At 43.8% G+C, this 21,252-nt stretch carries 17 protein-coding genes; 13 read left to right on the top strand and 4 right to left on the bottom strand.

What is annotated here, in order from left to right; translation table 11 throughout:
* Positions 1-130 precede the first annotated feature (130 nt).
* From OC25_RS03730 to OC25_RS03675, 12 genes are all read left to right on the top strand, one after another.
* Positions 131-517, top strand: coding sequence for a hypothetical protein (locus OC25_RS03730; RefSeq protein WP_039471900.1), 387 nt, complete (start codon positions 131-133; stop codon positions 515-517).
* A gap of 115 nt (positions 518-632) precedes the next feature.
* On the top strand, positions 633-1,382 hold the full coding sequence (locus OC25_RS03725) for a conjugal transfer protein TraI (RefSeq protein ID WP_483414138.1): 750 nt from the start codon (positions 633-635) through the stop codon (positions 1,380-1,382).
* Positions 1,366-2,097 carry a hypothetical protein gene (locus OC25_RS03720; protein ID WP_052265937.1) on the top strand — a complete coding sequence of 244 codons (732 nt, stop codon included), beginning with the start codon at positions 1,366-1,368 and terminating at the stop codon, positions 2,095-2,097. Before OC25_RS03725 ends, OC25_RS03720 begins: the two co-directional genes overlap by 17 nt.
* Positions 2,084-2,818 carry a TerB family tellurite resistance protein gene (locus OC25_RS03715; RefSeq protein WP_244154580.1) on the top strand — a complete coding sequence of 245 codons (735 nt, stop codon included), beginning with the start codon at positions 2,084-2,086 and terminating at the stop codon, positions 2,816-2,818. The genes OC25_RS03720 and OC25_RS03715 overlap by 14 nt, the downstream gene beginning before the upstream one ends.
* 100 nt (positions 2,819-2,918) lie before the next feature.
* A complete protein-coding gene (traJ, locus tag OC25_RS03710) occupies positions 2,919-4,112 on the top strand; it encodes a conjugative transposon protein TraJ (RefSeq protein WP_052265936.1) in 1,194 nt (397 codons plus the stop codon).
* A gap of 72 nt (positions 4,113-4,184) precedes the next feature.
* Positions 4,185-4,811 (top strand): conjugative transposon protein TraK, encoded by a 627-nt coding sequence (gene traK / locus OC25_RS03705; RefSeq protein WP_039471897.1) that lies wholly within the window; start codon positions 4,185-4,187, stop codon positions 4,809-4,811.
* Positions 4,808-5,113: a hypothetical protein gene (locus OC25_RS03700; RefSeq protein WP_039471895.1), complete on the top strand. Its 306-nt coding sequence runs from the start codon at positions 4,808-4,810 to the stop codon at positions 5,111-5,113. Before traK ends, OC25_RS03700 begins: the two co-directional genes overlap by 4 nt.
* Before the next feature lie 25 nt (positions 5,114-5,138).
* Positions 5,139-6,227, top strand: coding sequence for a conjugative transposon protein TraM (gene traM, locus OC25_RS03695; RefSeq protein ID WP_039471892.1), 1,089 nt, complete (start codon positions 5,139-5,141; stop codon positions 6,225-6,227).
* Between the two features lie 3 nt (positions 6,228-6,230).
* Positions 6,231-7,286: a hypothetical protein gene (locus OC25_RS03690; protein WP_039471890.1), complete on the top strand. Its 1,056-nt coding sequence runs from the start codon at positions 6,231-6,233 to the stop codon at positions 7,284-7,286.
* Between the two features lie 10 nt (positions 7,287-7,296).
* Positions 7,297-8,610: a hypothetical protein gene (locus tag OC25_RS03685; protein WP_039471888.1), complete on the top strand. Its 1,314-nt coding sequence runs from the start codon at positions 7,297-7,299 to the stop codon at positions 8,608-8,610.
* 62 nt (positions 8,611-8,672) lie between these two features.
* Entirely contained in the window at positions 8,673-9,038 is a 366-nt protein-coding gene (locus tag OC25_RS03680; RefSeq protein ID WP_039471886.1) for a recombinase family protein, read from the top strand.
* Positions 9,039-9,071: 33 nt separating this feature from the next.
* Positions 9,072-9,248 carry a hypothetical protein gene (locus OC25_RS03675; protein ID WP_039471885.1) on the top strand — a complete coding sequence of 59 codons (177 nt, stop codon included), beginning with the start codon at positions 9,072-9,074 and terminating at the stop codon, positions 9,246-9,248.
* 109 nt (positions 9,249-9,357) lie between these two features.
* On the opposite strand, the gene OC25_RS03670 is transcribed toward OC25_RS03675, so the two are convergent.
* Together OC25_RS03670 and OC25_RS03665 are read right to left on the bottom strand one after the other, a co-directional pair.
* Positions 9,358-10,245: a hypothetical protein gene (locus OC25_RS03670; protein WP_143009523.1), complete on the bottom strand. Its 888-nt coding sequence runs from the start codon at positions 10,243-10,245 to the stop codon at positions 9,358-9,360.
* Positions 10,242-11,933: a caspase family protein gene (locus tag OC25_RS03665; RefSeq protein ID WP_039471881.1), complete on the bottom strand. Its 1,692-nt coding sequence runs from the start codon at positions 11,931-11,933 to the stop codon at positions 10,242-10,244. Before OC25_RS03665 ends, OC25_RS03670 begins: the two co-directional genes overlap by 4 nt.
* 189 nt (positions 11,934-12,122) lie before the next feature.
* Here OC25_RS03665 and OC25_RS03660 point away from each other — a divergent pair, with 189 nt between their 5' ends.
* On the top strand, positions 12,123-16,472 hold the full coding sequence (locus OC25_RS03660) for a caspase family protein (protein ID WP_039471879.1): 4,350 nt from the start codon (positions 12,123-12,125) through the stop codon (positions 16,470-16,472).
* Between the two features lie 164 nt (positions 16,473-16,636).
* Here the strand turns inward: OC25_RS03660 and OC25_RS03655 are convergent, their stop codons facing one another.
* Positions 16,637-20,317 (bottom strand): hypothetical protein, encoded by a 3,681-nt coding sequence (locus OC25_RS03655; protein ID WP_039471877.1) that lies wholly within the window; start codon positions 20,315-20,317, stop codon positions 16,637-16,639.
* Positions 20,314-21,222 (bottom strand): hypothetical protein, encoded by a 909-nt coding sequence (locus OC25_RS03650; protein ID WP_039471876.1) that lies wholly within the window; start codon positions 21,220-21,222, stop codon positions 20,314-20,316. Before OC25_RS03650 ends, OC25_RS03655 begins: the two co-directional genes overlap by 4 nt.
* Between the last annotated feature and the right edge of the window lie 30 nt (positions 21,223-21,252).

Here is a 21,252-nt window from a genome sequence, read left to right as displayed (position 1 = left end):
TCTTTATCCTGTATTTGCCTTAACCATCCAACAATATAACCATAAGTCAATCCAACAATCCAACAATTCAACAATATAACAATAACTCAATCTAACAATACATCAATCAATCTAACCAAAACCAAATACCATGAAAACTAAAATGCTTTTTTTATCACTTTGTCTGGCCGCTTTATGGTCGTGTAAAGGATCCAAAGACCTGCAATCTTTTATCCCGGGCACCTACATCGATTATGCCAGGGGGGAATACAGTGAATCTTCGGACACGCTGATCATCGGGGAGTTTAATGAAATCAAGGATAGCTATCCGATTATCAGGAAGACAGGCTTTAGGCGGATCGGAGATGGAAAACCGGGGCGCCTGGAACATGCCGCCGAGAAGTGGCTGGGGATCTGGGATGGGGAAAGTGGATCGATCCAGGTCCCGAAAAATTCCAAGATCATCAGCTTTTATCCCGATTCAGGTGTGCTGCTACTGGGAACGCGTGAGTATAGGAAGATTGCCGGTGGCAATTAACAGGCGCCAGGCATATTTGTCAAGGTACATATATATAGTATAACAGCTTTTTAAATCCGGGCAAAAGTGCAAAACACCTGTAGCACAATAACAAAAAGCTAAAATCAATTCACTTATGGAAAATCTATTGAACCGGTTTACGGACCGGATGGGAAAAGTATGGACTAAAATCAGGGATAAGATGAAACAATATATGGTAATCCTGCCGCTGAGTACGGTGACGCTGATCGTGGGGCTGCCCAAGGGGGCTGATGCACAGATCGCGGTGCTGGAAGTGATCAAGGCAGGGGTAAAAAAGGTGATCAAGGCGGTGGACCTGAAAATCCAGCGACTGCAGAATGAAACGATCTGGCTGCAGAATGCGCAGAAGGTGCTGGAAAACCAGCTTTCCAAACTAAAGCTGACCGAGATCGCGGACTGGACGCAGCGGCAGAAGGAACTCTACCGCGAGTATTACGAGGAGCTCTGGAAAATTAAATCGGCCATTGCCTATTATAAAAAAGTAAAGGACCTGACGGCAAAGCAGGTGGCGATCGTGGATGAATACAAATGGGCCTGGAACCTGTTCCGGCAGGACAAACACTTTGAGCCTTCCGAACTGGATTATATGCAAAAGGTGTATTCAGGGATTCTGGATGAAAGCATCAAAAACATTGACCAGTTATTATTGGTCGTGAATTCCTTCAAAACGCAGATGAGCGATGCCGAGCGACTGGAAATCATATCCAAGGCATCGGAAAAGATGGACGTGAATTACACAGATCTGAAAAGTTTTAACCGTGGGAATGCGGTATTGAGTATACAACGCGCTTCTTCGATGGAGGAAAGCGCCAAACTAAAAGAAATTTATGGTATCGAAAAATAGGTTATTGGCTGGGGTTGGAAAGAGTCCAGCGTTAGTTTTAGGGGTGGTACAGGCTTTAGCTTTCAGGGTAAAAGCTTTGGTCATTGGGGCTTTGGTGTTTATGTTTTGCTTTGTGTTCTGCTTTGGTGGTGCCGTTCAGGCGCAGACCTTTGGAGAGTTTTTTAACCAGAAGAAAACGCAGAAAAAATACCTGCTGGAACAGATTGCGGCTTTACAGCTGTATTTATCTTATGCCAAAAAAGGGTATCAATTGGTGGATGGGGGACTGCAGACCGTAAGAGATATTACCAGTGGCGAATTCAGCCTGCATGGCGCTTTTATTTCTTCGTTAAAAGCAGTTAGCCCTGCGGTCAGAAAAAATGTAAAGGTGGCGGAAATCCTTTCCTACCAGATCGGTATCGCGAAATGGTTTTCAGAATTTAAGGGCAATGCCATGCTCTCGCCGGGCGATCAGCTTTATATCCTGGAAGTGAAAGCGGCCGTACTGGCGGACTGTTCAAGGGATCTGGAATCGTTGCTTTTGGTAGTGACTTCGGGCAGGCTGGAGATGGAGGAGGCTGAGCGGATCAGGCGCATTGATGAGTTGTATGAAGCTATGCAGGACAGGGCAGCTTTTACCACGGATTTTATGGCTAAGGTAGAGCGATTGATCAGAAGCAGAGAAAGGGATAGGTTTGATATTCTGGATTTAAGGAGGGCTTATGGTTTTGAATAGGTTTATTGCCGGATGCTATTTAAAGGGTTTAACGCAGTGTTCATCGCTATCTGCCAGCGTGTGGATAAGGTCACTATTACCTTTTCCAAAAGCTTTGCTTTTAGCGGCGCTTTTCAGTACGGTTAGTTTATCTGCTAAGCAAAGTCTAGCGCAGTCAACTGAAGCGCAGCAACTGCTGTTGAATGTCGAAAAACTCAGCCAGCTCAAAAATATCCTGTCCGATATGAAAAAAGGGTATCTGCTGATATCCAGTGGTTATAAGGCGGTAAAGGATATTGCTCAAGGTAATTTTTCGCTGCATGAGGTTTTTCTGGATGGCATGATGCTGGTCAGTCCGGAAATTAAAAAATACCATAAGGTAGCGGATATTATTAGTGACCAGGCGAAGATTGTTTCAGAGTACAAGCGGGCATTCAAGCGCTTTCAGGCTTCGGGCAATTTTTCGGAGGATGATATTGCTTATCTCGCTGGGGTGTATAAACAGCTTTTTGATTTGAGCATGGATAACCTGGATGAACTGCTGACGGTGATTACTTCTTCAAACCTTCGAATGAGTGACCAGGAAAGGTTGGCCGCCATCGACAGGATTTTTGCCGATACGCAAGAAAAGCTGATGTTTCTACGGGCCTTTAATGATCAGGCGACCATGCTTAATCTACAAAGGAGTAAAGAGAGGGCTGATGTCAAGGGGCTTAGCGAGGTGTTCAGGAATGAAAAATGATCGTGTTAACGGGGAATAATGCATCTGGTTTTCTACGCATTGGAGAACGCCCCGGCTATATGCCCAGCTCAAAAAGTAAAAAAGATAAATTTTTGGTACCATGAAAATAAAACTTAACCGATTCCTGTGCGCTATCCTGGCCTTTTTGTTACTGCCGTTTTGCGCCTCTGCGCAAACTGCGGCGCAGAGTATTTCCGGTCTGCAACCCGTGCTGGACAAAGTATATGATGAAATGCTTCCGCTATGCTCCGGCATGATGGGCGTGGGAAGGGGCCTAGCAGGTTTTGGGGCACTGTTCTATATCGGCTCGCGGGTGTGGAGGCAGCTGGCATCGGCAGAATCCATCGACTTTTATCCGCTACTTCGACCATTTGCTTTGGGAATGGCGGTGATGCTTTTTCCGGCGGTGCTGGGTATGATCAATGGGGTACTGCAGCCAACGGTATTGGCGACCAATGCCATGGTGGCGGGAAGCAATAAAGCGATCGAAAGATTGCTTAAAATGAAGGAAGCTGCGATCAAAAAAAGCCGCTATTGGCAGATGTATGTCGGCGAGAGCGGATCAGGGGATTCTGATAAGTGGTACAAATATGCTTATCCTAATGATCCGAACAGGGAGGAAGAAACTTTCCTGGATGGATTGGGCCATGGACTGGAGTTCAATATTGCTAAAGCTTCGTACAATTTCAGGAATTCGATCAAGCAGTGGCTGAGTGAGGTACTGGAGATCCTGTACGCCGCGGCAGCGCTGTGCATCAATACCGTACGGACGTTTTTTTTGATCGTAATGGCCATTCTGGGGCCTTTGGTATTTGGCTTTGCGGTCTTTGATGGTTTCCAGAATACGCTGACGGTATGGATCGCGAGGTATGTGAACATATTCCTGTGGCTGCCCATCTGCAATATCTTTTCAAGTATCCTTGGAAAAGTACAGGAAAACATGTTAAAACTGGATCTTTCGCAGATCGAGCAGCAGGGGGATACCTTCTTTTCAAGTTTGGATACTGCTTACCTGATATTTTTAATTATTGGGATCGTGGGTTATTTCTGCGTGCCCAATGTGGCCAATTACGTGGTGCATGCAGGAGGCGGAAATACGATCCTGCAGAAAGTGAATTCAATTGTATCCTCGGCCACGCGTTCGGGAAGCCAGGCCGCCAGATCCGGCGGGGGCATGGCAGCGGATGCATTGGGTGATGGTTACCGCAATTTAAAGCAGAGTTTTTCGTCAGGTGCGCAAGGGGATTATTTTCCGGATAACCCGCACCAACAAAAGCGTATAGAAGGTAAATAGGTACGTACGTAGGCGCAGGGCTTGCCCCTGCCTAAAAATGAGGGGTAATTATTCATCAAATATTCAATTTTTATGTTCAGCCAATTCAAAAATATCGATACCGCTTTCAAACATATCCGCCTGTTCAGTTTATTCCTGATCGTGGCCTGTATGGTGATCAGCTGTTTTGCGATCTACGAGTATTACTGCTTTTACACCCTAAAGGATCAGCGCATATATATACTATATAATGGTAAGCTGTTAACTGCACTGGCATCTGACCGCAAGAGCAACCTACCCGTGGAACTGCGTGACCATATCCGCACCTTCCACCAGTATTTCTTTGCGCTGGTTCCTGATGATAAGGCGATCAAGGCAAGCGTAACCAGGGCTTTGTATCTGGCCGACGAATCGGCCAAGAAACAGTATGACAACTTTCAGGAAAACGGTTATTACAATAATCTAATTGCGGCCAATATCTCACAGGAAATCACGGTGGACAGTATACAGCTCGATGTCGACCGATTTCCATATCCCTTCAGGTGCTTTGCTACGCAGAAGCTGGTAAGGTCTTCATCCACGGTTTACAGGAAACTCATCAGCCAGGGCGTGGTGGATGATTTAAAAAACCAGACCGATAACAATCCCCATGGATTTCTGATCCGAAAGTTTGAACTGCTGGAAAACCGGGCTGAACAGTTAAAACAGGAGCAGCCATGAAAATCTGGAATATTGCTTTTAAGCGCGGGACAGATGGGGCAGCGAAAGCTTTGAGCGGTATACATGAAGGCACTTTTCCTGTAGGCGGGCAAAATGCCCGGCCAATGAATAAAAATGAACTGTCATATCGCCTGGCAAATAAGATACTTATAGGCCAGAATTTGGTGGCAGGTTATTTAAATGCTAAAACGAAAGGCATTTCAAAGCTTCGAATGAAGCTGTTTTTTGCCTGCTTTCTGATGCTAGGCGGCGCTTACTGCCTGTACCTGATCTTATCCGCAGTGCTCAATTTTCTGCAATAAATTATTAACCTATAAAACAATTGAAATGGAAAACAGGAAAAAAATAGACAAAAAGAAAGTGTTGCTGATCTTTTTGCCATTGCTCGCGGCAGCTGTACTGACTACGGGCTTTTTTATGCTGGGCGGTGGGAAAGATGTGCCAGAAAACGCGGTTAACGATAAGGGAAAGGTGGATTTTTCATTGCCTGATGCCACGATCAAAAAGCAGCAACCGGCAGATAAAATGGCTTTTTACGAGCAGGCGGCGCGTGATTCTGCCAGCAGGGGATCAGCATCGCTTTCCCGTATGGCGCAGAACTTAGGCTTTAAAAATGCACAGGAGGAGCAGACCGGTGAAATATCGCTGAAACTTGAAGCCTTAAAGCGTGAGATCGACCGGCCTGCGGGGAATTCTGTTGAGGTTAGTGGAGCGGGAGGTGTCCGTGCGGGTTATGGTCTTTCTAGTGTTACCGGTTCGGGCAACATGAAAAACGATGTGGATAGGCTCGAGGCGCTGATGAAAATGATGCAGGAAAATAAAAATGCGGGAGATGATCCGGAAATGAAACAACTGAATGCGATGATGGAGAACATCATCGATATCCAGCATCCTGAGCGGGTAAAGCAGAAAATGGCGGTCGAAAAAAAAGTGAATACCGATAGTCTGTTTAAGGCCATCCCGGCAGTAATCGCTTCGGATAAAAAAGTGGTGCAGGGCGCAACGATCAAACTTTTATTGCTGGATACTTTGCGTGTGAACGGTGTACTGATCCCAAAAGGGCATGAACTGTTCGGGGCCTGCAAAATCACTAATCAAAGGCTGCTATTGGATATCAAACAGATCCGTTTAGGCAATGCGATTATACCATCAGACCTATCCCTGTACAGTTATGATGGGATGCTTGGTCTGGATGCACCGGAAGCGGTGCTGACTGAAACGATGAACGACGGGGCAGGGAATGCAGTCGGGGAGGTAGCGCTGAATACTTTTGATCAGTCGCTGGTTACGCAGGTCGCGGGTGCCGGGATCGATGCAGCGAAATCTATGCTAACCAAAAAATTACGCAAGGTCAAGGTCAAGCTGAAAGGCGGTCAGGCGGTGCTATTGCGAGACAATAAATTAAAACTGCGTTAGGTTTTGGATCCGGGGATCAATAGGGCCGAGCAGTTATACCTGGCCTGGGAAGAAAGGCAGAAATCGCTTTTGGGACTCATGGGCACTGGCGTGGACGAGCGGAAAATGAAAAAGCTGAAATGCAGGTTTTTATCTGCGGGGCTTTTCAGGGTATCGGTTAGGCCATCAGAAATGGAACGGCTATATATCCAGGTGCTGCGTTCGGTTACTGCTAAGCTCCGCAAAGAGCTTTATCCCAATCTCCTATTACGGTTTTTTGTGGGGCTTAAAGCGGTTGTGATTGATAAGAGCGTGCATCTGTCGCGATTCTCCAGGCTTCGGGAAGAAAATATCAGCTCGCTGAAAGAGCAGCTTTCATCATTGGGTTTACGTAACGTGGACTTGAGGTTAGAGGAGCGGCTTGACTATGAAAGACAGCGTATTGTATTGGATGTGGTTCGTGGTTTGAACACAGGGGAAAAATTATCGCTCCAGCTTTCTTTTGAAAGAGAAGATATTGGTGTATACCGCTTTAGTGGGTTTAATGGACGGATGCTGGGGAAAGATGGATCGGAACGCAGCTGTTTCTTTTCAAGGGAAGCGGGGATTGATCTCGTTGAGGCGATAAACCTGCTTCGGGGTGGATCGGTACTTAAGGAATACCAGGGCCTGGATGGTAATTTGGGAAAATGCTGGGTAAAGGTAAATGATACCGCTAAGGATTTTTCTTCGTCACCGTTATTGTATTTTTCGGGTACCGGGCAGGAATATGACCTTAAAAAACAACTGCTCGACCATGCCATCGCACTGGAATGTTACGCGATTAGTACCGAAGTCGTGTTGCGCGGGCTGGAACAGGGCAATAGGATGAAGATTAATGTTCCCGGAAAGGATAAATTTTATATCCGGGCTGATCCCTTTGAAAACAGGCTGGAATTCTTTGATTCAGGGAAAAAAGAAATTGCTTTTGAGCAGCTCAAGGATATGTTGGTGCCGGTAAAAGCGCAGCCTTCGTTTGGGCTGGGAGCTGATAAACAGCTCGACATGCGGGAAGAAAACCAGTTGGAGATGGGTAGATAAGATACTTTTTATGATTGAATTGACCGGTAAATCGGGTCTGGCGGCTGAGATCAGGGAATATCTGGAAGAACAGGTCTCACTCGGCTTTCATTGGGTGGTGTATGATAGTGACCAACTTCTTTCGTCAAAATTTGAGCTTTCCTGCTTTGCCGATAGTGCTTCTGCCCATGCATTTGAGAAGGCGCACCAGCAGATATTTAACTGGCATATCGCGGTTCCGATCGGTGACATGATCTACCAGCTTAACGCACTGGAGAAAGCGGAGCTTAGGCCGGATCGTTTTGTAAAAATAAATAATCCTAAAACATCAATAAAAACAAAAACTATGAATTTGAACAATTTAGAAGACCGGAAGGAGGAAATGGCGGCGCTCGGTACGAGTGAAAAAACCATTGCCAAAATGGAGGAACTGATGAAAACAGGTGCACCGAAATTTACGGTGCACCAGGTGATGCCTGCCAATAGGGGGCAGGTGGATGTACAGTTTTACCTGCAGCAGTCCAGCAAATCAGAGTATTATTTCCTCAATAAGTTTACCGTTGCCCATAGCCTGGCAAAACCCCTGGAGAAAGACCAGCATTACCTGATCATTTCACCAGGAAAGGACGGGCAGGCTGCTACGGTGAAAGAATACGACCTGGTGACAGAGGCTGTCGACGTTTTTAAAAAGCGGGAGGGGGCCGGCGAGCTGGCAGTTGGAAAAGATGCAGCAAACAAACAGACCCTGGCGACAATGGAAGAGGGAAAAGTGAATTTTGTGACCAAGGAATTCAGGGGGACCTTTTATGGAAAACCGGCTTCGCAAACGCTGTGGCCGGACCGTGGAAAGGGATTCACCGTGCAGCAGGCTGCACAGATGATCCAGGGATATGCCGTATACCGCAATGACCTGGTGAACTTTCTCTCGGGCGAAGCTTATTCGGCCTGGGTGAAGTTTGATATGGACAAGGGCGTTGGGGCAAATGGAAATTTCAACCTGCAACAGTACCATGATCCGCAGTACGGTTTTGATCTGCCCAAGGTGCTGGATAATTATAAGATCGGGGAACTTGCAGTGCCGGAGAAAAGGGAGAAACTGGAGGCTGATCTGCGTAATGGTTTGACGCCACTGGTGAGTACGGAAAAGGATGGCAAGCCCGTAAAGCTATTGCTCGAGGCGGTTCCAAGGTATGGCAAGGTGAATTTTTATACGCCTGAGGGCAAGATGGAAAAGCGAGAGTTGTTTATGACCAAAGAAGCACTGGCCGCTATGCTTGATACCGGGCAGGACAAAAGTAAAAATAACGCGAAAGAGCAGGAAGCCGGAATGGGTATTGGTGGCTGATTGGTCCTGTTTTTTGGTTGTGTGTTTGGTGATCGGTTATTATTGGGGTTTGACTGTATACTATGGAAGGGAAAGTACCGGTTGCTATCGGTTATGCGAGAACTGTGCAATCTGGGGATCCCCATGATCTCGACCGTCAGTCTGAAAGTATCTATAATTACTGCAAAGAGCATGGTATCGAATTAAGAGTGGTGCTTTGTGAAGAAGGCGAGAGAAGTCTGTCCTGGGATATTCTGGAGCGGATGGTGCAGAATTCCGTTGGGCGCTTGGATATGGTGGTTGTGGCGGAAATGGATAACCTTTTCCAGGATGTGGGCTGGCTGCTTTTAAAGCAGGCGCAGTTTGAGACCGAATACGGAGTGATTATTGTATCAGCAGGTGGAAGTGAGCTTGGCCTGGATAACCAGGGCGGGTTGACCATGGGCTGATCTGGTTGTTTTTTAATCTATAAAACTATTGTTATGGAAACATTTGATTCATTGAAAAAGGTGGTGTTAGGTGCAGAGGTAGATGCACGAAAGTTTTTTGGGAAGGGGAATAAGGCTGCAGGTACTAGGCTCCGCTTGGCACTGCAGGAAGCGAAGGCGATTTCGCAGCAGATCCGTTTAGAGGTGAGTGAGAAAAAAAAGGGGAAGTAAGGTTGGTTTGAGGTTTGTTTGGATGCCCGGTCATTTGGCCGGGCATTTTTGTATTGGGCTTGATGATCTCGTTGTTGGAGTTAATTTATTCGTGCTTTTATTTAGTCTCTTAAGATTTTTTCCGATCTACATATAACTTATTAATATATGAGGCAACCAGGGGATCAGATAAATATTCAGAAATGTCGTGGTGGTTATTTGAATTATTTTCCATCTTGAAATTATCTATTTCAGGGTTTACATTAAAATTTTCAGCATCTAAGGGATACAGAGAAACCATATCTTTTGGATCATAAAGGTTGATCCATTTACCGCTTAGACAAGGAGGAAACTTTACTGGGGTTTCAAGCTGTGCTTTTACACGCATCAATCCTAATGGAGAGCCAAGGGTTACAAAAAGTTTTAGGTTAACTGGGCCTTTTTTTCCTGCGTTTAGAACATTGTAAGCAACTACGGAGCCCAGTGAATGGGCTATCACCACATCTGTATCATCAAAAATATGGGAATGGACCTTTTGATCCACTTTATGCCGGATTAAATTCACACTTAGATATGCGGCAACAACAGAGGTGAATATTACAAGAGAAAGATTCCCTAAGTAACGCTTGCCATCCAATGCCCTTGCCAATGCCAAAAACGGCATATGGTTATAAATGGCTTTTTCTTTAATTGCCGGTTGCTCTGGCTCTAGTTCCAAATTGGTAAAGTCCGTATCTTTGAGCATCTCTTCCAATATTTTTTCCTGCAAGGAAAGCACTGTATCTGTATCTGGTGAAGTGGATTTTAAGTTGTATTCAGCTCCCTTATTTGCCGCTTCATAGTTGGACTGAAGTTTGAGCAACAAATCCCCATAGTAGGGGAAATCAAAAGTAAGGCCTTCTGGAAAATCGAGTTTTGCTTTTTCAAAGCCCAGTTTCAGGGCTTTTATCCAGGTTTGTTTAAGCTCTTCAGGATCTTTATTTTCCTGGTTTATGCCATGGACCATCAATATTCTCATCTTCTGTTTTGTAAAAGTGTATTTAAAATTTCAATTCCGTCTTTAGTAAAAGATGTCCATAAACCGGGGATCAGTGTTTTCGAGAGTTCGAAGAGATTATTTTTTGGATAAAGTTCCATATAAGACCATCCCTGTGTCAATAATGGCATAAAAGTGTTTTTCTTTATTGTCGATAATTCATGCCCTGAGAAATCTTGGTTTTGCGCAAACCCATTTAAGATTGCGACATCACGCAATACAGGTTCCTCTTCCCTAGCCATGTGCCGATAGACAGACCTTATCTGTTTGAAATTGCCAGATAAAGCGTATGCATATGCCGCAAAGAGCCCAAGAGTAGGATCTAGCGCTTTGTATGTGCGGATATAGTTGGCAAAGATAGAATGGGTTTCACGGCTTGGAGAAAAGATGCCAAATTGGGCTGCAGTAATGATTTCTGCTTTCTGCTCCTTGATCTTTTGCTCCAGTTCCACATATTGGAAACGCTTATAACTCAAGGGAGATGGAACATAATTGATATTGATCAGCTGCCCATTTCTTATGACTGCATTAGCATGATAGCCTTTGAGTAGAGTAAAGGGGATTCCTGTTCCATTTTCCAGTTGGATCAGGATTACAGATGAGCTATCCGTGGTCGATCCGAAAAATAGGTTCGAACCGCTAGTGTCTTTTGGCATTTGCCTGATATGCCCATTTTCCCAGACTTTTTTAGGGATTTCACCTGTGATTTTTAAGCCGGTATTCACATCCATTTCAGTTGTGATGTCGGATTCACTGCCAGAACTGAGTATATCTTCGATATTTTGTTCGATTTCTTTTTTGATTTTAGGGCTCTCTTCAAAAGCTTTGGGAAGTCCAATACCTGGATAATCTTCATCTGGTTCTGCCGGCCGGATTGTAGTGGAAGCCCTATCTGGACTATATCCGCTAATTTCAGAAATGAATATAGGCGTTCTACTGGTAATTTCTCCCGAAGGCTGCTGGTTGATAGGCGCCTCCAGTTCTATTAGTCGAGTGGGTATGGCTAACTGAAGGTATTCATTGAGTTCATAGGAGTGAACCACATGGGTGGTGGTTGTACCTTCTGCTAAAGTGGTGATGATCTCAGGTACTTCTCCATTCAAGCCTTCCAGTAAACATTCGGTATATACACTTTTATAGTGATCAGGTGATATCAAAACTTCATGGGCGGGATTTCCCGGAAGACTGGCGTAAAATATATCCACCTTTTTTAATGAGGCGGGATTGTCATTGAACTTAAAAATAGGTAAGCCTGGGTTTCCGATGGCCGCTATGTCCCTGCTGGGGGTTCGGCAGGCGTCAGAAATAATGATAAGGTTTTTAAGTTTGGTAAACCTTGCGAACATGATACTGGATTGTAGGCCAATGGACTGGCTCTGGTCGGACATGGCATCTGAAAGCATCCATACTTCTTGCCCAGGGCCTGCCAGGTATCCGTGTCCAGAAAAATAGATGAGCATTTGCTCATAAGAAAAGTCTTTAACGTATTCATCCACAGCATTCTGAATTTCCTTAAAGCTTACCGGGCCTGTGTCATCAATAAAAAGACTGGTTTCAAAGCCCTGTCCTAAGGCCCACTCGTTCATTTTAGTTGCGTTATCACGGGAAGCAGAAAGAGTTGGAAGCTTTTGGATTTCGTTGATGCCAATGAGGATTGCACATTTTTTCATTGCGAGCGTTTAATGGTTGTTGTTTCGGTTAGGCGAATTTATTAATTTTTAGCAATTCCCTAGGCTCAAGGTTTGTTAAATTGTAGTTTGTTTGATTAAGCTTTTGATAGACAGTGGTATAGGTGGGTTTCGAAATTTCAGGTTGAAAATTTTATTTAAAATCCTTCTACAATATCTAACTTCATCGCAATGAAAAATGATGGTCAACTTGAGAATCTGGTCCTGGCAATAGCTATAGATGAATATAGTGGAGCCCACAGACCTTTGTTTAACGCGAAAACCGATGTAGAGCGCTTTGTGAAGGTGATGAAAGACCGATATAATTTTGAACTTATCAGTCCCCTTTTGGAAAATGGTAATGCTAAACGTGACGAAATCCTTGAAGAACTTGAGAAGCTTGGGCAAAATACATCCGCATGCCAAAATCTCATTATATATTATGCGGGACATGGAGAACAAGATGAGGATACCGGGTTAGGGTATTGGGTGCCTGTTGATGCGACCGCAAGGAAGTGGAGTTTTATATCGAATTCCACTGTAAATGATTTTATCAAGGCTATAAGGGCAAAGCACGTATTACTGATCTCAGACTGCTGTTATTCTGGTACGTTTATCTTACAGCATGGCATCACGGAGAAGATAGGGGCTAAAACATGGTTGACCAGTGAGAGTTCGAGGTGGGTGCTGACCTCAGGAGAGGCGAACAAGGTGAGCGATGGTGTAAAGGGGGAAGGAAGTCCATTTGCGCAATGTCTAAATACGTTTTTAGAAACCAATAACAGTCCGGTTTTAAAGATGACTACGCTATTTGATGAGGTCATTGAAAATACCAAAGGACGCAGGGGACAAAGACCCGGTGCCGCTCCGCTAAAAGACTTCGGGGGCATAACCGGAGAGATGACCTTGGAACTGGATAAAGAGATTCCCAAAGTTTATCCTGATGGCAAGATTGATTTTCCATTTCCTGAATTACCGCTACCAAAACATTATATTTCCCGCCACCTGACTCCTGGAGCAAGGGAAGATTTGGATTTTGATTCTTTTTTTGCCCAGGATTCCGGCAGGGTCTATCTGGAGGAGGTAATAATGATCCATAAGAAGATTGTGCTGCTTGGAGGCGCTGGCTCAGGGAAATCAATTGAACTCAATAGGTTGGCTTTAAGACTAAAAGGGCTAGATCAGCCTCTGACGCCCATTTTAATAAGATTGAATAGGTTTCAGGGGGAAGATCTTTCTGAATACCTCCCTGGGGGCTGGGAAAAGACCGATCCGGCCAAGTTGATTATATTTTTAGATGGACTCGATGAGGTACAGCCCGCTTTTTTTAACCGGGCTATCGATACGATAAAAGATTTCTTCTTGAGCAATAACCAGATCACAGCAGTTGTATCGTGCCGAACCAGTTTCTACCAAGCATCTGTTAGTGAAGAATCAGGGACTCTAGGAGGCTTTCATGCCTATTTTATAAATGAGCCTTCAGTGAAGGTGATCAAATCAACATTGGAGCTAGGTTATGAAATAGATTCGGAAGATTTCATGAATAAAATCTATGAATATGAACTTCTGGATTTAATACAGAAGCCATTTTTTCTCAGGATATTAATTGCTTATTATCTTGAGAATAAAAATTTCAGGGGGGGTAGGGCTGGGATAATGGAAGCAAGTTTGATTGATCAGGATAAGGGCTTCATTTTGAAGTCAAGTAGGGGAAAGAGAGATTTGGCCACTTTATTTTCACGGCTTGAGAAAATTGCATTCATCATGGAGTTGGCAGGTAAAAATTATCTATCTGCTGTGGATCTTAAAAAGCTTTTTTCAGATTCGGAGGAATATCAAGAGTGTAGATTCCTACCGGCATTTAACCACAATATCGATGATGATACCTGGAGCTTTGAGCACAACAATATCCAGGAATATTTGGCCTCAAGGGTGCTATCCAGACAACCTTTTGAAAAGTTACAGGCTCTTTTGTTTGTCGAATCGTTGGGCACCAAGAGGGTGAAGCCAACCTGGATCAATACGCTTTCCTTTTTGATCAGCATCAACAAGGGTGAGGCGGTGGCCCGGTTGGTAAATGAAATATTGGAAGAAGATCAGGAGGTTATTGTTAAGTTTGAAAGTGATAGGTTTGATCAAGCCGAACGAACGGAAATTTTTAAGCGTATATTCAATTTTTATACTGATAAAGAGATGTGGGTGAGTTCTAATAAATTCAGTCCTGCTGATCTGGCAAGGTTTGGAAGGACCCAGCAGACACTAGTATTTCTAAAAAAAGTTTTAGCTGATACGGGTAGCCACCGTATGAAAAAAGTGAATGCAGTTTACCACTTGCTTTATTTTGATTTCAGGGGCTTTGAAAAAGAGGCCCTGGAATTTCAAGAAATGTTATTCTCCGCTCTGCTGCATGAAGATATTGCCGCTGAAGACGCCCACAGAATCATGTCTTTACTGGCAAGGCTACCCGTTGCAAAAGAAGATCAGATTGAACAGATTGTTCAAAAATTCAAAAAACACAAGAACCAATACCTGCGTGCCGGACTTTATGAACTTATTGGTGTCTCGGATGCCCCTGAGAGGTTTATTGCTGTTCTGATGGATGGCCTGTCCCTTGCCGAGATTTCTGAGGCGGTTGAGGATAGGGAAAATTTTAGCCTTGGTGACGAGGACTATCATTGGGAAGTGGCATTTAAAAAGATAATGTCTGTTACAGGCATTCAGTCGGTTTTTAAGATATTGATTGATAATCCACAAAAGAGACTTTCGCTGGTGCATAACCAAAGGGAAAGCTTGATAGCACTTGTTCAAAATGCTGGGTCAGCATACCATATCGACCGCAATGTATTTTCGGAAGTATTTGAACTTGTTATCTTGATGGCGAAACAATATGAAGAGCATAGTGTAAAATTAATATCCGTATTTTTCAAAGAAACTGCAACTCATGGAAAAGCTTTGAGCCTGATTTCATTAGCGGATGATGATGAATTTTATTATTTGCATGATGTGGTCATTAATTTAATAGATCGGAAGGCGTTGGATGAGTGGATAGCTGGTTGGTCACAGTCAAATGTAAATGTGACCATGTTGAATTTTGTTCATCAATACCTTTGGGAGCAGAGAGATGGGGACGCTTTGGCGCAGGAGTTCGATGATAAAGTTAAACAGATTTTCTCTATAACGCTAACAAAGCCTATCGCGATACAAAGACCGGATATTTGGGAACAACGCTTGGTTGACAACTTTTATCTATTATTCAGATCTGATTTGATCAAGCCAATATTAGAGCACGTTTTTGAGCGTCTGGCAAAGGAAGAGATTACTCGGGAAGATGTTGCAGGGTTGTCGAAAGCTAATTTTAAGCCCGAGACCCTCTATATTCCTAATATAGCTTTGAATATTCTGAGGAGATTTACATACAATAACAGAATTTGCCATCGGTCTGAGATTTTGAATTGGATCGATGCTGGTTTAAGTTTCATTGGCTTTCAGATTGAACAGATCCATCAACATTTAAAAAATCATAGGCAATTACAAGTAAGTGCCCCAATGATCGACTTCATTCGAAACTGGACAGTGTTAAGAGGCAATTCTTCAGACATTGCGTGGTATTTCCTACAGCGCTTCAAATTTAAAATGCCCACCGAAAAAATTCTTGATTTCACATGCTATTATAATTTTGGGTGGGAACTGGGGGTAAGGAACAGCGGGGGGATCGAAGTGCTCGAGGAATTGGTTGGGCTGGCTCCCCTGATTTTAAGGGTCAATGAAAATATCATTAATCCGGAGTTGCAGGGTTTTGCATGGCTCGGAAATGCCTCGTATGCACTTAGAAAAAAAATACAAGAAGCGTTTCCTAATATTATCAAACGACTGCAGGAAAGTAGAGAAGATGATTATCGATATGAGGAGTTACTATCATTTTGGTTTGACTTAACCGGGGACTGGGAAAGATTGGAAACATTCATCGAAAGCGTGTGGAATCGTTCCCTCAGGTTGAAAGCTATTGAACTACTCTCAAGCGTTCCCAAAGAATCGACTGTTTTACATGGTATCTTAATTGGAGATTTAGGGAATGACCATATTTCAGATCAAGATCGTTTGATAGCTGCCAATTATCTGATAAAAATGGGCGACTCCGCTGGTTTTGATTTCCTTTTTAAAGAACTGATGGCCAGAACGAATGAGGCTTTCGATTACAGGAACCATTTATTTGGTTTCGAATTCATTGATACAATTGGGTGCCTTGATCGATTGTTGATCCTGCTAAAAAGATCCAAAATAAGCAAATACCCTGGTGACATTTTCAATAATCTCGAATCTAGGGTTTTGGAAGCGTTAAATAGTATTGCGCTGGTATCTGAAGAAAATTATAGACAAGTAAAATCTGCAATCGAAGATATGATGGATCGGGTTGAAGAGGGTACAGATTGGAGCAACCTTTATTATTTTATCCGGCAGCTTGATGATCAGAATATAAGTAAAAAGACAATTGAGGTAAGTGTAGATGAAGCAATGAGAAGTTATCATGAATTTCAGCTTTAGTCGTTTCCTCATTTAGGGTCTGTGTCATATCAGATATATAGACATGCTACGACAGGTTCAAAGCTTTTGGAAGGATAGTGGGTAAATTTAATTTATATCCTTCCTTAGTGTTTTTAAATGCGTTACACTACCAGTTTAAAAGATGCATTTGATATTGCTGTCTTTTAATTTAGAAGTTTTCTTTTTATATGGTATTCGAGATCTGTCCATAGCGTTTTGTTTTGATTTTTAGGGTCTAATTCTTCAATAAACATTAGGTCAGACCGGTCACCGATATTTTCCATTACCCTCGAAAAGCAATCCAGTTGTGGTTGGCTTACAGGCGTTTTTTTGATTGTTTTGAGTAGGGTCGAGATGATTTCCTTTCTGGATATCCCATTTTTCTCCAGGCGTTCCAGCCAACTATCTATTCGCCAGCGGCTTTTAGGAACCCTTACGAACTCATCGAATTCATCGGAAATATCCTCTTCTGAAGGGAAAAGATCCTTTACATGGTCAAAATGTCCTGGTTTTTTCTTCAGTATTGGTAGGACATTGGTTTTAATAAAAGCCCTTTCGGTTGCTGTTGAGGCATTCATCATCAAGGTTTCCAGCACGCTTTGGCTAAAATAGGCTAGGTGAGGCTTTAGGTTCTCCAGTACCTGGGTAGTGAGGGGCTTACGCTTAAATTGGATGAGATCCACAATCTTTCCGCTTGTAAATTTGATGTCCAGGTATTTGAATAAGGCCTTGGGGTCCGGGTATTGTGGGAATACCTGGGCAGCCAGGTCTGCTGTCTTTTTTGTGCCGGTAAGTAAGGCCAGTATCACAAATTCGCTCAAATAGCCCAACCTGTCCCAATGTTTTTCCAGCAGGTAACTGACATCTGCATCTGGGCAGTAAAATAGCAGTTCGGCAATGCTAGAAAGCACCCACGAATTTGAATGTTTGAACTTCTGGTCTTGATTTGGGTGGTATAAGTTTAATAAGCTATCGACATATTCTTTTGTAGCTTGGTCCCAGATCAAACACAGGTGCTCAATGTACTTCCCATTTTGTCTATTCTCAGCTTTGATGATCTGTTTTAGGTCTGCTAAGACCGAATGGTCACCTATGAGCATCCTGGTGGTTATTGTCCGGGAGTATAGCTCAGGGTTATCTAGATCTATTTTTTGCAGGATGTGCCCTTCTGATTCATCAGCGCCAACAGACCAGAGGACAAATGCTTGTAGGGTAAGGAACTGGTCATCTGGCTGGTTGTTCCATAAGCTTAGAAGTCTATTTCTACTGGCTGTGGAAAGGCTTTTCCCACTTTGATGGCGCGGAGACCACCTTTCAGGGAATTTTGAAATGGTAAGGGAGGCTACATAGAGCCCCTCTTGTTGTGACAGCTGTCTTTTGATTTTGGCAAAGTGCCTGATGGTAAATTCAATTAAATCAGGGTGGTCCATGTAGGCTGTTACCGCGAAGAAGAGGTTTAGGTAATCCTCTCGTTGTGTGTTTTTGAGTAGAAAGGCCGCCAGGGCCTCGTTAACGGCAAATTCCTTATATCTTCCCAGATTGTAGGTACTCAGTGCTTTTGTTCCTTCGGGAAACCCATTTGTTTTTTTGCTCTCGGGCAAGCTGGCCCAAAAATCAAAGACTTCCTGCAGTTTTTCTTCCTTGCCGGCCTGGAAAGAAATGATAAGTGCCCAGATGCTGTTCATAAAGAGGGCTTTTTTGTCCGATTGCCAGCGCTCAAATATAGGGTCGAACAGTTCCTGTGAACGTAGGTACCCTGCAAACATGATGATGGCATTTTTTTGTTGGATGGTGTAAGTGGGGACGCTTAGGTACTTTTTGAGGTCTGCAATCCCATTTTCCTTAAATCTATTGTTAAAATTGGCCATGAGGTAGTCACGGCGGGCATTTCCACTGTTCGGCTCAAAATCACTATTGGCAAACCTGGCTATATAGCGTATGCCATCGCCGGTATGGCCGTTTAGAAAATTAGCGCCTAAGGTGTAAAAATCGGTATCCAGGCAATCACAAATCTGGATGACACTGGGATTGTGGATATTGTTTAGGCTGGCCTTTATGGAAATTAGTGTTGCCTCGTTTAATTTTTCTTTGTGCGTTTTAAGCCAGGTGATGAGCTGCTGGGTGATGAGTCCATGGGCGTCTTCATCCTGGTGGTAATTCAGGGATTCTACTACGGCCAGCGGTAAGTGTCCAAGCAACCATTTGGATATATTGGATCGTTGCTCACCGTTAGTGTTGGATAGTGCCCTGCCGATGAGTTCTGCATAGTAGGGCTCGGACAGGGTTTGGATATGCTTGGGTAGGTCGGAAAACATGCGCGCAATGGCTTTGGACAGCAGGTAGTCCCTTAGTTTATCATGTTTGAAGATAAGCTGCCCTTCTGGGCCGATGGAAAAGATAGCATTGTTGAGGCCGATCTGGTGAAGTATTTTGATGTCCTCGCGGTCTAGTTTGTCCTCGAGCGCTACAAAAGATATGAATTGTAGTTTGCTCTTTAGCATATGGTCAGCAAGTTTCAAGAGTGCCTGCTCAAGGCTAAAGTGTGGAATGGAAGCTTTCTGCTGGATGTCCAGTAACCGTTCCCCGATATATTCTTCAATAGGGGCTGAAGTTTTTGCCAGCCAGTTGTCCTGGTCAATACCGGTTAAATCTCCATAGATCCGGATCAGGAAAGGATCGTTGAAAAGTTCCTCTGATATCCGCTCGAATTGTTGGTCGCTGAATTTTTGGGCACTGTTCAGGGACGATAGCTTCAATGCTGCTATTGATTCTTCTGTCGAATAGCCTAATAACAGGACGGTTTCTGAAAGCTCTGGCTTATTTTTTTCGTCTGTGTTTTCCTCTTTGAAACGTTTTGGGAGCTGATCGTATACGTTTTGCCAAACCGGGATCAATACATTAAAACTGCTTTCCCTTTGCCATAGCAAAATATGCTCAAGCAGTATTGTCGGGTTGGTAGCTTTATTGATGTCATCGATCACAATCAATACTTTTTCACTTAGGTTTTGGAACTGGGAAGGGGAGATGAACAGGTCGTTCTGGTGCTGCAGGAGCTGTTTGCTAATGGCCTGGGTCAAAGAGCTTGAATCTGCTGCGATGCTGTGGTTTATCCTAAGCCCCCATTTTTTTGTCTTTGAGCAGTTTTTTAAAATGTTATAGGCAATAGTAGATTTTCCCATCCCTGATTTTGCCACTAGTAGCACCGGGGAGTATGATTGGTCGAGGATTTCCGCTAAATCAACTTCACATGCCCTGGTAATTAGTTCGCCTGCGAAAATTTCCCGGGCATAGGCTTCCAGGTTGACCAGGGTTAAATCAAGGAGTTTGGGTTTCGATAGTTGTTTGGCGCTGATATGCAGGGACTTTTGGGCTATCCATTGACCAATTGGTGTATCTTCTAGGTACGATACTATGGCTGATTGTTCAAGGAATTCAACGGTGACCCCTGATTGTTTACAAAGTTCGACAACGTCCGTGAAAAGCTTGTTATGATGGCTGTCTTTAACCCTTTGATTGGTGCACAGCCACAGGGTAAATGCTGCCTCTGGGAAATTGCTATGCCACTCTTGAACTTTTCCTAGTGCTTTAAAAACGTCGCCGGTATTTTTATCCAACCATTTCCTGCGCAGGTTGCTGTCATCTGAGGTTACCTCGATGAGCACAAAATTTCCGTTTTGATCGCAGTGGAAAGCATCCAAAGGGGAGGGCACCGGTTCACCTTTCTCGTTTAAACCGCCATGGATAATGTTGGCATATTCCGGACGGATATTACGTAGGATATCCACACATATTTTTTCAAATAGGCCCCTGTCTGTTATATTTTTGATCTGGTCTAGGACTGTCATCTGTTAGTGTCAACTAAAAACATGAGGCTGATCCCATGTTCATATTTAAGAAAGCGTGTGAAGTTTTGTATATAATCGATCTGTGCTCTTTCACGTAATTGATCCTCTTGGTCAAAAGCTGGACTACCTTCCAGTGCGAGATTTTGAGTATAATTAATGAAGGGCAGGAGCCTTATACCGTTTTCCCTGTTTGTTTCAAAATGCTCATAGATTGAAGAAAGCATGGTGGATAAGCGGAAATCCGATCTGAGTACCTCCCCTCCATGCCAGGCAAGCTCTGATCCGTTCTTTGAAAAAGAATAGTGGTGGTTATGGGTATCAACATCGGTATGTGCCGGTATGGAGATGTGGTGCCGGAGAAAAGGGTTACTGCCCAGGAATATTTTTTTAGCTTGGATACTATCGGCTATTTCAGCATCCTGGTTATCAAAAGGGCGCCACATGCGGTGCCACCATCGTGGCTCCTGGTTCATCAGTTTTTCATATTCAGCGAGGTCCAAAGTTAAGGGTGCGATATATAGTCCGTATTGGTGGGGAGGCTTATGCATACGAGCCAATAGGTTGTGCTGTAACTCTGTAGCTGTTTTAGCCTGTCTCCTTAATTGAAAATAAAGTATCGGATCCCCGGCAAGGCCATTGGATTTCCTGTAACTGATGATTTTGGCCAGTGGTTTGTTCAATAGCTGGCCAAGTATTGAGGCTTTGGGGTCAAGCCCTTGGGAAACCTTAAACTGAAGGTAAATAGGCACAAACCTATTAAAAAGCTTGTCAGCCCCAGAGCTTGCCTCATTTACGGAAATCAAACGGAAACGCTTGGACCAGAATGGAGTGATGTAACCCAGGTATGAGGCTACGTCTGATTCAATTTGGTCTTCACTTAGCTGGCTTGGGATTTTGAATGACATATTTGTTAGCGCTATTTTTTATTAAGGTGT

The organism is Pedobacter kyungheensis (assembly GCF_000812965.1).
Lineage (GTDB): Bacteria > Bacteroidota > Bacteroidia > Sphingobacteriales > Sphingobacteriaceae > Pedobacter > Pedobacter kyungheensis.
This window is presented reverse-complemented; position numbering and strand designations above follow the sequence as displayed.

What these genes read in the sequence shown, in the direction of transcription:
- traM (WP_039471892.1), top strand. Translation starts at nt 5,139, where the DNA reads ATGGAAAACAGGAAAAAAATAGACAAAAAGAAAGTGTTGCTGATCTTT.
- OC25_RS03685 (WP_039471888.1), top strand. Translation starts at nt 7,297, where the DNA reads ATGATTGAATTGACCGGTAAATCGGGTCTGGCGGCTGAGATCAGGGAA.
- OC25_RS03680 (WP_039471886.1), top strand. Translation starts at nt 8,673, where the DNA reads ATGGAAGGGAAAGTACCGGTTGCTATCGGTTATGCGAGAACTGTGCAA.
- traK (WP_039471897.1), top strand. Translation starts at nt 4,185, where the DNA reads ATGTTCAGCCAATTCAAAAATATCGATACCGCTTTCAAACATATCCGC.
- traJ (WP_052265936.1), top strand. Translation starts at nt 2,919, where the DNA reads ATGAAAATAAAACTTAACCGATTCCTGTGCGCTATCCTGGCCTTTTTG.
- OC25_RS03720 (WP_052265937.1), top strand. Translation starts at nt 1,366, where the DNA reads ATGGTATCGAAAAATAGGTTATTGGCTGGGGTTGGAAAGAGTCCAGCG.
- OC25_RS03670 (WP_143009523.1), bottom strand. Translation starts at nt 10,245, where the DNA reads ATGAGAATATTGATGGTCCATGGCATAAACCAGGAAAATAAAGATCCT.
- OC25_RS03650 (WP_039471876.1), bottom strand. Translation starts at nt 21,222, where the DNA reads ATGTCATTCAAAATCCCAAGCCAGCTAAGTGAAGACCAAATTGAATCA.
- OC25_RS03665 (WP_039471881.1), bottom strand. Translation starts at nt 11,933, where the DNA reads ATGAAAAAATGTGCAATCCTCATTGGCATCAACGAAATCCAAAAGCTT.
- OC25_RS03730 (WP_039471900.1), top strand. Translation starts at nt 131, where the DNA reads ATGAAAACTAAAATGCTTTTTTTATCACTTTGTCTGGCCGCTTTATGG.
- OC25_RS03675 (WP_039471885.1), top strand. Translation starts at nt 9,072, where the DNA reads ATGGAAACATTTGATTCATTGAAAAAGGTGGTGTTAGGTGCAGAGGTA.
- OC25_RS03700 (WP_039471895.1), top strand. Translation starts at nt 4,808, where the DNA reads ATGAAAATCTGGAATATTGCTTTTAAGCGCGGGACAGATGGGGCAGCG.
- OC25_RS03715 (WP_244154580.1), top strand. Translation starts at nt 2,084, where the DNA reads ATGGTTTTGAATAGGTTTATTGCCGGATGCTATTTAAAGGGTTTAACG.
- OC25_RS03725 (WP_483414138.1), top strand. Translation starts at nt 633, where the DNA reads ATGGAAAATCTATTGAACCGGTTTACGGACCGGATGGGAAAAGTATGG.
- OC25_RS03660 (WP_039471879.1), top strand. Translation starts at nt 12,123, where the DNA reads ATGAAAAATGATGGTCAACTTGAGAATCTGGTCCTGGCAATAGCTATA.
- OC25_RS03655 (WP_039471877.1), bottom strand. Translation starts at nt 20,317, where the DNA reads ATGACAGTCCTAGACCAGATCAAAAATATAACAGACAGGGGCCTATTT.